General features: G+C 47.2%; 7 protein-coding genes and 1 pseudogene. 1 reads left to right on the top strand and 7 read right to left on the bottom strand.

Annotated features, from left to right (window positions below):
• Window positions 1-113 precede the first annotated feature (113 nt).
• Both Q7V32_RS14935 and Q7V32_RS14930 read right to left on the bottom strand, forming a co-directional pair.
• Entirely contained in the window at window positions 114-575 is a 462-nt protein-coding gene (locus Q7V32_RS14935) for a GTP-binding protein (protein ID WP_304897774.1), read from the bottom strand.
• A 517-nt stretch (window positions 576-1092) separates the two neighbouring features.
• Window positions 1093-2008: pseudogene (locus tag Q7V32_RS14930) on the bottom strand (IS1595 family transposase).
• Window positions 2009-2217: 209 nt separating this feature from the next.
• Here Q7V32_RS14930 and Q7V32_RS14925 point away from each other — a divergent pair.
• Entirely contained in the window at window positions 2218-3873 is a 1656-nt protein-coding gene (locus tag Q7V32_RS14925) for a YdiU family protein (RefSeq protein WP_304897773.1), read from the top strand.
• A gap of 331 nt (window positions 3874-4204) precedes the next feature.
• On the opposite strand, the gene Q7V32_RS14920 is transcribed toward Q7V32_RS14925, so the two are convergent.
• Genes Q7V32_RS14920 through Q7V32_RS14900 form a run of 5 tightly spaced genes read right to left on the bottom strand, consistent with a single transcriptional unit; the run spans window position 4205 to window position 10563 of the window.
• Complete coding sequence (locus Q7V32_RS14920) at window positions 4205-5080, bottom strand: hypothetical protein (protein WP_304897772.1); 876 nt, start codon at window positions 5078-5080, stop codon at window positions 4205-4207.
• A complete protein-coding gene (locus Q7V32_RS14915; protein WP_304897771.1) occupies window positions 5077-7884 on the bottom strand; it encodes a hypothetical protein in 2808 nt (935 codons plus the stop codon). Before Q7V32_RS14915 ends, Q7V32_RS14920 begins: the two co-directional genes overlap by 4 nt.
• Window positions 7881-8438 carry a hypothetical protein gene (locus Q7V32_RS14910; RefSeq protein ID WP_304897770.1) on the bottom strand — a complete coding sequence of 186 codons (558 nt, stop codon included), beginning with the start codon at window positions 8436-8438 and terminating at the stop codon, window positions 7881-7883. The genes Q7V32_RS14915 and Q7V32_RS14910 overlap by 4 nt, the downstream gene beginning before the upstream one ends.
• Entirely contained in the window at window positions 8435-9679 is a 1245-nt protein-coding gene (locus tag Q7V32_RS14905; protein WP_304897769.1) for a hypothetical protein, read from the bottom strand. Before Q7V32_RS14905 ends, Q7V32_RS14910 begins: the two co-directional genes overlap by 4 nt.
• Complete coding sequence (locus Q7V32_RS14900) at window positions 9676-10563, bottom strand: WYL domain-containing protein (protein ID WP_304897768.1); 888 nt, start codon at window positions 10561-10563, stop codon at window positions 9676-9678. The genes Q7V32_RS14905 and Q7V32_RS14900 overlap by 4 nt, the downstream gene beginning before the upstream one ends.
• Window positions 10564-10659: the final 96 nt, after the last annotated feature.

Below are 10659 nucleotides of genomic sequence, written 5' to 3'. Positions count from 1 at the left end.
TCTTCCAACGCGACCTCCGGCGCAGTTAATTGTGGTGATTCCATTGTCTCTGCTTTCGATTTGCTCATGATTCTGACCTACCTTTATACTCTAATTTCCGAGGGGTAGGTGTCTCAGGTCATATTGGCACAGGGGGTCTGAGCCATGACCTCGTCGCTGTCGTCAAGATGTTGATTCACGTGACCGGCATCGACCAGAGTGATTATGCCGTCCAGATAAAATTCATCCTTGATGTCGTCATCAACAAAAAACGTTTGTGCGACTGGGCCCGGATCAGCCATGCCCGTTGTTTCCAACACAATACGGTCGAATTTGTCCCTGCGACGAGCAAGGTTACCCAGAATTCTGATCAAATCGCCTCGTACAGTACAGCAGATACAACCATTGTTCATTTCGAATATTTCTTCATCAGCGTTGATCACCAGGTCATGGTCAATGCCGATTTCACCAAACTCGTTTTCAATGACGGCAATGCGCTGCCCGTGTTTTTCGGTCAGTATTCTGTTTAATAATGTCGTTTTGCCGCTGCCGAGAAAGCCGGTTAAGACGGTGACGGGAATGCGATGATCTGGCATGGGTAGCTCCCAAAAGTGAGTAACAGCAGTGTGTTTTAATTAACGTAACAGTTCTTCCAGCCACAAAATTTTTGTCTGCATGCAGTTCCCATACCGGACATTCAACTGGGTCACTGGGTACCTTATCTATTGAAATTGGATAGTGATCCTGGCCGGCTATTGCCGTTCACAGACGACCGGAACACTAAAAATAAAATACGTTTACAACCAGGGACTGCTTTACAAATATTCGGTTGGCCTTTATTCATGCCTCAATTCCACATGTAATGTTATGTTGTTGTGTCGCTTCACTCATAAATAAGTATTCGTCACTTTTGAGGGTAATTGCGACGGATAAATTCTGGAGCTTCGACTTTTATTAAAATGTTATAACATATCTTTAATTTGTGATTCCAGTTATCAATTTTTTAGAGTTACAACCAGCAACGACGCAAAGTTTCAGATTCATATTATCAGCTGCCTAGACAGCTACCGTTAAGTACTTGAATTGAATCAGCAGTTTCAATTTTGCACCTGATTAGCAAGACGCTTCAGCTTGCCGAAGCCAAGTGTCCGAGCGAGGTCCAGTCGAAGCCGCAGCCACAATAAGACGCGTAGTAATGGTATCGAGTCGGAAGCGTCGGTTATAGCGGTACGCGAACGCCCCATCGTTGCGGGTGCCGTATTTTGCGAAATCGAAAGTAGGGTCGGCAGCGCCTAGACTGGTTTTGAGATTGCCCAGTATTGTATTACCCCAACAGAATTACGGCAGGTCCTTGGGTTTCCGGCCACCGGCGATGATCACCTGGTGTTGGCAATCGGCATCGGTCACGCCGGCAAAATAGGCCAAGCCATCTGACCGAACGAGACAACCGGGACCGAGATCGTCTTGTGTCCAATTGGCGATGGCTTTGCAGTTAAAACCGGGAATCGGCGCCATTTTGATAAACCTCGGTTGTCCCTCGGGGTTGAGTGAGAGTGCCGCGACAAACGGAACCTTATTCTCCGACCTGCGCTCGGCCTTGCCGCCAGCCAGTTCGCTACCGAGATAGGCATCGTCTACCTGGATGTCGCCGTCCAAGGTGTACCGGGTAACCCGTTCGACCATCGCTTGCATCAGTTTCTGCTGGATCAACCATGCAGAGGGGTAACTGACACCCAATTGCCGTTGCAAAGCGAAGGCGGACAAGCCGGTCTTAGCCTGGCCGATCAAATAGATCGCCAGAAACCAGACCGACAGTTTAAGGTGGGTGCTCTGGAATAAGGTGCCCGCAATCAGCTGCGTCTGTAACCGGCATCGGCATTGGAAGGTTTTGCGTCCGCCTGATTTAAGCACACAGTGTTCGGCATGACCGCAGTCGGGGCTGGGGCCAACGGGACTGTTCCAGGCTAACTTCACATTGCGCTTCGGTGCCGAATTGCGCTAAATTTGAAAAACAGGGATATGAAACCATACAAGCTACTCAAGTAGACGCCTGAGCTGAATCGTTATCACTTGGTGAAAGAACAGATATCTAGACAAATAACGGGATCAGATACAAAGTATTGGAATTTATCTTAACGAGCCTTTGCATAAACAATTATGACAAACCGACTGCCCCAGAAAGCCTCCTCGACTATATTAATGCTCCAGGATCTTGCGAAGTTGGCAAACTATTCTCTCATGGACACGCTCAACTGTGACCCTGACGCGACAAAAAACGGTGACGACCACGCGCCGCGACAAGTCTTTACGGGACATTATGTCCCCGTCAAGCCGACTCCAATCATAGATCCTGAGTATGTAGCTCACAGCAAAAACTTTTTTTCCGAGCTTGGCTTTGCCGACAGCATGGCAAAGTCCTCCGATTTCGTCCGCATGTTCTCCGGCGACATCTCTCAGGTTCCAGAGCCGATGCGCAAGGTCGGTTGGGCGAGTGGGTACGCACTTTCCATCTACGGCACTGAATACACCCTGCAGTGTCCGTTCCAAACGGGCAACGGATATGGAGACGGTCGTGCAGTTTCTGTGCTTGAGGCCGTCATCAACGGTCGACGCTGGGAGATGCAGCTGAAAGGTGGCGGCCGCACGCCATATTGCCGCGGCGCAGACGGTCGCGCTGTCTTGCGGTCGAGTATCCGCGAGTTCTTGGCTCAGGAGCACATGCACGCACTGGGCGTGCCGACATCGCGGTCTTTGAGTTTGTACGTTTCAAAAACGGAGAAGGTAAAGCGACCGTGGTACTCGGAGGGTTCGCGCTCGGAGAATCCTGACATGCTTATATCTGAGGCTGTCGCCATATCGACACGTGTCGCGCCGTCGTTCATTCGCGTCGGCCAACTTGAACTTTTCGCTCGCCGTACCCGTAAAAACGAACACCCGAAAGCGCTGGAAGAACTGGAGAAGATTGTGCTGCACTTGATTGATCGTGAGTACGCTGACGTTGTCAATAAGCAACTCACAACTCCCGATAAATTGGTGTTGTTGGCACGCGAGTTTCGTAGCCGCCTCACGTCACTGGTGGCGAACTGGATCCGCGTCGGCTTCTGCCAGGGTAACTTCAACAGCGACAACTGTGCAGTCGGTGGTTTTACACTTGATTATGGCCCCTTCGGCTTTTGCGATGTGTTTAACCCCCATTATCAGCCTTGGACGGGAGGCGGTCATCACTTCTCGTTCATGAATCAACCAAGCGCAGCGCAAAGCAATTTCGATATGTTTTGTTCGTCGTTGCGGCCGTTGCTGGCATCGCATCAGGACTATTTGCTAAAGCTCGACGAGATTCAAAGTGGATTCTCGAAAGTTATGGAAACGCAAATGGAAAAGATGTGGGCCGCCAAGCTGGGTCTTAGTACTTTGAAAACAGCGTCTCATAAGGCACTTTGCAGCGCACTACTCAGCGAGCTAGGAACACTCATGATGCAAACGCCTGTCGATTACACTATTTTCTTCCGCGAGCTCTCGTCGGTACCCGACGACATTGGCTCACTCAAGAAAAGCTTCTACAATAACGCGGCGCATGATACAACCCACAAAGAGATAGATAAGCGTTGGGCAGCGTGGCTCGCGAAATGGAAAACACTTCTCAGCAGTTCCAGTGAGGAAACTTCTAGGCAGATGAAGCTTGTAAACCCAAAGTACATTTTGCGAGAGTGGTTTGTTGTGCCGGCATATCAGCAAGCAGCTGTGGGAAATTATTCTCTAATTCGAGAACTTCAGGACGTGATGACGCAGCCATATGAAGAGCAGTCGAAGGACGTGGAAGATAAATACTATAGGTTGAAACCGCCTGAGTTCTTTGAGGTGGGTGGATTGTCCCACCTTAGTTGCTCGTCGTGATTCGTTGGCATTGAAAAAGTAGTGCCAGATACAACTTAACTGTAAAGGCTAGGTTAATATCAATAAAAGATGGCTAAAAGTTGTATCTGACCTTACTGATTGGACCCTACTTATCGTATATATAGCCACGATTATTGTCAGTAAACACATAACGAATAAGGTTAGATTTTGTGCGCAACGCGAACCAAAGTGCGACTGGCATGGGAGTCAGCAAGCTGCTGAAAGTCCAGTCATTGCCCTGTGAGGAGGGAGGTTTTTTAGCACCCCGTGAGAAGCGGCGACGCACTATCACTCCGAAAGGAATCACCTTCTCTTTAGGGCGATGAGGATGTCAATGCAGCCAAATTGATTCTTGTTCCAACGCTTTACCATGGAGTTGTGACAATCTTGCTAATTTAATAAAATCATCGTTGAGTGCATTCATTGCACTAAGTTTTGCAATGGCATTTTCAAAGTGAACTCGACTTTTTGACCAAGTGTCCTTGTTACCAAAAGTTGCCAATTTATCTTCCCAATTAGGCAGCCAATAGAATTGTAGGTTCGTTTCAGGATGAAGAGCGTCCAGTAACCGGACATAGTTGGATAAGCCGATGCCATCATAATCCGGGAATAGAATTACAGTTTCGGATCGTTTTTGTGCTGAAAACCAGTGTAATAATACGTCTGATAGCTGCCCAGCATAATAGGCCAGACAGCCTTTAAAATTTAAAGGTAACCAATCGCATCGATCAAACAGCGCTTGATTTTCAACTAATAAAATGGAGCCGTTGCACTGCCAACCCTGTCCCGCGCCTATCTGTAAGGCTGCAACGCCAAAGCGTTCAGTGAGTTCCGAAGGAAACATGATGGCCTTTTCACTCTCCCACACCACATTAGCATCCCACGCTTTCATCAGCAAATAACAAGACTCATGGCTCGTCTGACCGGTCTTGCTGTTCCGGTCTTTACCGATGTTACGGCAGCGTGCCGGTAGCTCCATCAGTAAAGACTCGTCGTCCAACGGGTGAAGTTGGCGTAGATAGCTAACAAGGCTGTGTCGGTCGATCACCTTATAAACGGTGCCTCGACCTGGCGAATAACGTTCTATAAGCCGGGTTTCACGCGAAAATTGATCCAGATGGGTTCGCTGGCTGGGCGTAAACGAAGAGGCGGTTAGCGGTTGGTCGCTGTTGAGCAGGCATTTTAGCGCTTCGGAAAGAACGGTCATGATCGCTCATCCAGATTTGACGCTAAAATAGGCTCCAAAATTTGCCAATTTAATCGGCTGATATAGTTTTTGCCATTTGTGGTGCCAATGGGGACGCAATAGCGTGCGGTGATTTGAGGTTCGGGCGATGCGAAAATAAGGGTAAAACCGAATCCGGCCGCTATTTCTATCAAATTGCGCTGGTTACGTTGATCAAGTGAAGCGGCTTCGTCCAGATAACACGCCGTTTTGATGGCTTTGCGAGGGTCCTGCATTTGATTAAGCATGGCCAGGCCAGTAATCAGTTTGGCCATTAGAACCGTGCCGTTCGATGCGGCACTGTCCATGTCTTCGAATTCCGCGGGTGTTTGATTTTCTTTGGCGATAATAAAAACCAGGCGGAATAAATGTTCAACCCGCAATCCGCCTCGGGCTTCGCCTTCCTTGATCAGAGTATCTTTGGCCTTATTCAGCGCTTTATCATCCAGTACCGCATTGTGGTCGAACAAATCAAATGAATTTCCCGAGTCAACCTGTTCAGAGGTTGAAATCAATGTTTGTATCGCCTTGACTAAGGCTTCTTCCTCACGGGGTTCGATTTTAAACACCTTAAGATCGGAAAGCTGGCGTTTATTAATTTTGTTATTAAATTCGCGCATTCGACTTTTAAGGGTTTCCAGACTGTTCCGTAAATCCCTTAAAATAGCTGCCACTTGCACCACAGCCGAACGGGCTTTTCGTTCTATCGCGGCCTGTTCCTGACTTAAGTTCAGGGTGTAGGCAAACAAGGCATTAAGCTCAAGCTCGGAAGAATCCTGCAGTTGAAATTTATTAATACCGTATCCATGCAATTCACTCAGCTGACTGTTGAGTTCACTGTCGATTTCTCTTAACTGTCGGCAATCAGCGTTATAGCGCTCGATTCGATCTGCAAGCGTCGGCATAGTCAACTCCGCGGCTTCCATACACGGTAAAAAGGCGAGTTGCTCCAAAAAGTCAAACGGCGACTGCTGATCCAAGCGCTGCTGACGGGCAGTGTTGATACGTTGGTGTTGGCTTTGGAGCTCTTTCAGTTTTGTTTCATGGCTTTTTTGAGCCTGGGCAATGGCTTTTTTATTATCAGCCAAGGTGGATTCTTCAAAGTCAAGCGCCTCCAGTTTCTTTTTCAATTCGTGTGTAAGCTGCAGCCTTGCTGAGGCACTCCTGTGCAGGGATAAAAAGTCTTTATAGTGTGTTATATCTTTATCAAGATCAACAATTTCCCGTTCCAATGCGTGTTGCTTTTGCTGTTGTTGTGACAAGGTCTCAACGGTTTTTAACAACTGGTTTAAGTCAACTAATTGTCGATCACAATCGCCAATTTCAGTTTCCAGTTCTTGTGCGGTTTTGATGGTTAGATTGGGCGCCAATGCTGACAAGTCCAATACCAAACCCGGCAGTTGCAACTGGTTGGATGACAGTCGATCTTCAAGTTTTGCGGCAAATGATTGAAATGAATGCGAGTCGTTCAGCACAACAGCATTGCCTTGCGCAACGGGCAAGCTCAAAACGGATTTTGCCAATAACCGGGTTAGCAGTTCAAAACTGTTTGCCGGCAGTAGCTTTTGCAGTTGAAGGTAGAGGTTGTCGTTGAGGCTGGCCAACTGACCGTGCAGTTCGGTTTGTTCTTTCGTGAGCTTCGCGATGTTTCTTTTGATGGCATCCGGTGATTGCTGCTGTTCGGCATTGCCAATGATGCGCACTAACTCGTCACGTTGATGTTGTAAAGCGCCCCGTTGCGTTTCAAGTTGCGCTAAGTCATTCACAAACGCAAATTGAACGGTCAATTCTTGAAATTTCTGTTCAATTATTTGTTGCTCTTTTAATGAAGCTTCGGCATTAGCTTGGTCTTTATAAATCGTTTTCTGACGCGTGTCCAGGTCCTGGACTTTCTCGTCCAACGCGCGAAGGTGTTCCTTGAGGTCATCAGTTGTCTTGCGGTTGTAGGCTTCCCATTCATTTAAGCCTTGTTCAATCAAAGGCCGCCATAGAATAATTTTGCCCCTTAAGGTTCTGCGCAGTTGTTGACTGATTTCCATGCGAGCAATGAGCTCCTGGTTGAGGAACACCGCATCGTATTGCGACTTGTCATAATTGACATCGGCAAAAGACTTATCCCATTCACTTTTAAAATCGACATTGCGATCTTGCAAATCGTTTTTGAAGATCTCTAAAATATAATCTTTAACCTGCCTGCTATCCAAGCGATCAAGGCGCAAAGTGCGCGTCAAAATGCGCTGATACGTCGCTGCCTGTGAATTAAATTCTAACGGAAAAATAGTGAAATCCGGGTCGTCTGAACGCTGCTTTTGGCGGTTACCATAGAGCAGTGCCCGTAAATCAGCTTGTTGATAAATTTTGGCGGGTTTACCGCATGCGAACAGGCGACTCATTAATTTGGGTTGGGCAACTAACTTACCGTCTTCTAGTCGGTAATCCTCAAGGTCGAGACTGCCTTGATAGGCAAAATATTCGTAATCATGACTCAAGCCTTTGCCGACACAACCAATCACCGCCATACCCGAAGGTAGCAACACTTCCAGTAAGATATAGGCACTGTTATCCGGAAAATAAAATCGTCTTGAGTTTTCGACACTGTGTGCGCCAAAATCCATGTGCCGCTTATCAAGGATGAGCAAAAACTGCAGCGCATTAATCAAGCTGGTTTTGCCGGTATTATTGGGAGCAATGATCGAGACTGAATCGTCCAGCGGCAATTCTGCCCGGCTGTAACCGGCGCTGTTTAACAGCACTAGCTTCTGAAATCCGTAGTGGGCAAGACTCAAAGCAGCTCTCCTTCAGAGTGAAGGTGATCCGACCGTTCTGCTTGCGCTAATTCTTCAAACAAATCCAGGTAGCGATGTACGGCAGGAAGGAGTCGGTACTCGCCGTCTTCACTGACCAGAAAGCCAATGCGGGCAGCACTGTCAAAGATCTCTTTTAACAGGTGTTGACTGGTCAATTCTTCCGCTTCCAAGACCGCGTGATAGTGCTGCCAAAGCTTATCAATCAGCTCATTATCGAGACGCCATTGTTGAAATTGAAATAAATGTAAGCCTTGATCGGCTTGGTATTCAAACAGTAGCATTAACAACAATGCCAAGCGACGGGTCAGTTTGCCGGTATAGGAGGACGCTTGGTCCGTTTTAAAATAAGCAAAACCGCGGCCATCGAGTACCAGGGTAAAACCACAAGCAGCAAATAAGGTTTCATACAGCTCGCGTTGAGACTCCAGTTCTACCCAAAGTTCGGTATCCTGTAATCGGTTTAAATGGGTACCTGCACTTAAAAGCTTAAAAAGAGGCTGGAGCTGAGAAAGCTTGGTTAAATCGATATTCATAAGGACTCAATAGCGTGGCTGTGAAGTCGAATTGAAACGGCTTTGAGAGTAAGGGTCGTTTCGTCTTGGTTTGGCGTCGCAGTAATATCCGGTAAACGGATCAATTTGTGATAAAGCCTCAACACAGTGACATCCTGATAATGGCCGTAATGCTGCGTTAGCCATCGCATCAAATCAGCTAAAGGCAGACTCTGATAAAAATGGCGACGAATGGCCTCTTCATTAATGTGTTCCAGTTGAATGAGGGTTTCATCCGTCATTAACTCCGGGAATTCAACGCTTTTAGGCTGATAATGGCGCACTTGTTCCATTAACGATAATAATTCAGGACCGATAGCCACCGAGAAAGCGCGCTCTTTACGCCAAACCGGCAGACTTTGAGCCGGAAAAGTTCGGCGTAAGCCTTTTTTACGCACTTCCCCCAGTAGGTGTCCAATGGCCGCACTCAACTGGTTATGACGTCGAATTTCTTCTCTCAGCGGCATCAAGGTGTTGGTGCATTGTTTTAAGACAATAAGACCGGTCTGTCGTAAATCTCTGACGTGAAAGCCAACTTGTCTGAGCATGAGTTGGTGACTGTACAGGCCACCTTGGATTGCCAGTTGCTGAATCAGAGCTTCCAAAACGAGTTCGGCTTCTTCCAATAGCGGGTAAAAATTACCTCCAGATCCCGTATCCATCAATTCAGTCATGGGTAATACATAATGATCATAAGCTTCCAGAACCTCCCGATACCGTCTAGCCAATGGCATTCGTTCATCATTTCCTTTCGCGCGCTCAGCAATATCTTGGATAGCATGCGCATCCTGATCGAGTTGTTGCATGATCTGCCGAAGTTGGCTGTCGATGCGGACCGCGCCTTGTTGTAAAGCTGCCATATCCCGATTCTGCATAGCCTGCTGCAATTGTTCCAGGCCCGTTTTAATGTCAACAATTCGGACTTTCAAAATATCAGATAGCCCCAATTCATGTTCATGTAACAAGCCAGCAACAAAATGGCGGACGTTTTCATTGAGTTGCAATGAATTGCTGTGCGCCAATTCAATCAATAATTCAGCATTGACTAACTGTTGCAAACGCTCGATGTGTTGCTCGGTCGTTTCATTGACATACACTTTAGCCAGAAGCATCAAAAGCTCGTCACGTTCATGGGCTATCTGGTCACGACTTTGAATGACAATGCGCTCGATTACTTCCCAGTGTTTATCCAGCGCACGAATCAGACTGCGTGGGTTAATCATAGGAGCTCAGATGTAGGCTCAAATTCAGCCCGGTTAACCCACACGATTTGTTGAGCTTTGGGTGATTCCGGCAGACCATCAAGGTGCAACATGCGCAGATAATACAGTCTTAAAGTGCGTCTCACCGTTAGTATTAATGTAGCGTTTTCCATCCCAAAATCATCAGCAATTACTGCTTGTTGATCTGGGGATAAATCAGGATGAGGGGCGATAGTTAATGTTTCAAAGGTTTGCCATTCCTCATCCTGCTCAGCAAAATTTAAGGCCTTTTCGCTCAGTACTGGAGCGCTTAAAAATCTTGCTAAGACAAAATCACGATAAGTCTGATGGGTCACGCTGTAGGCTCGAATATGCCAGCGAAAACCGTTATAAACCAAGCTGTGCGGTTCCAGCGTCAAGGCGCTCGGTTCACTGTTCATTGCGTGGTACGTGACATTTAATTGGCGTTTTTGACGTATGGCTTGATGCACTAGCCGCAACACCTGAAAATTCAATTTCCGTTGCGGTGGGTCGAGTAATTCAACGCCTATGCCTGTGGGCGTAATGGGCAACACGACAGATTGTCCCAGATAATTACCAGCCTCAAGCAAGCGTAAATATTCATCTGCCGTGCCGCGGATGAAACAAGGGGTGAAGGACTCACTGGCAACATAGGCTTTCTGATTGAGATCGTAAAGCAGATTATCTTCGGCTAATTGGTGATACAAGGAAAAATCCTTGGAAGCCTGGCCCCGGGAAATACCAAACTGCTGCATTAATATGCGGGATGTTATCCGGCCTTCCCATAATACGGTGGCTTCAATCAAGGCAAGGCGTTGCCGAGTATCCCATTTTAATGGGATGACGGATTGACCGGGAGGTTGCATTTTCGAGATCATTTTCATAGTGAGAATTATATGTCATTAAAATTGACACATCAAAATAATCGAACTATTTTGTAAGGAAGTAAAATACCGACATTCATAGCGATTTCACCTGCA

Origin of the sequence: Methylicorpusculum sp., from assembly GCF_030651835.1 — a bacterium.
Classification (GTDB): domain Bacteria; phylum Pseudomonadota; class Gammaproteobacteria; order Methylococcales; family Methylomonadaceae; genus Methylicorpusculum.
This window is presented reverse-complemented; position numbering and strand designations above follow the sequence as displayed.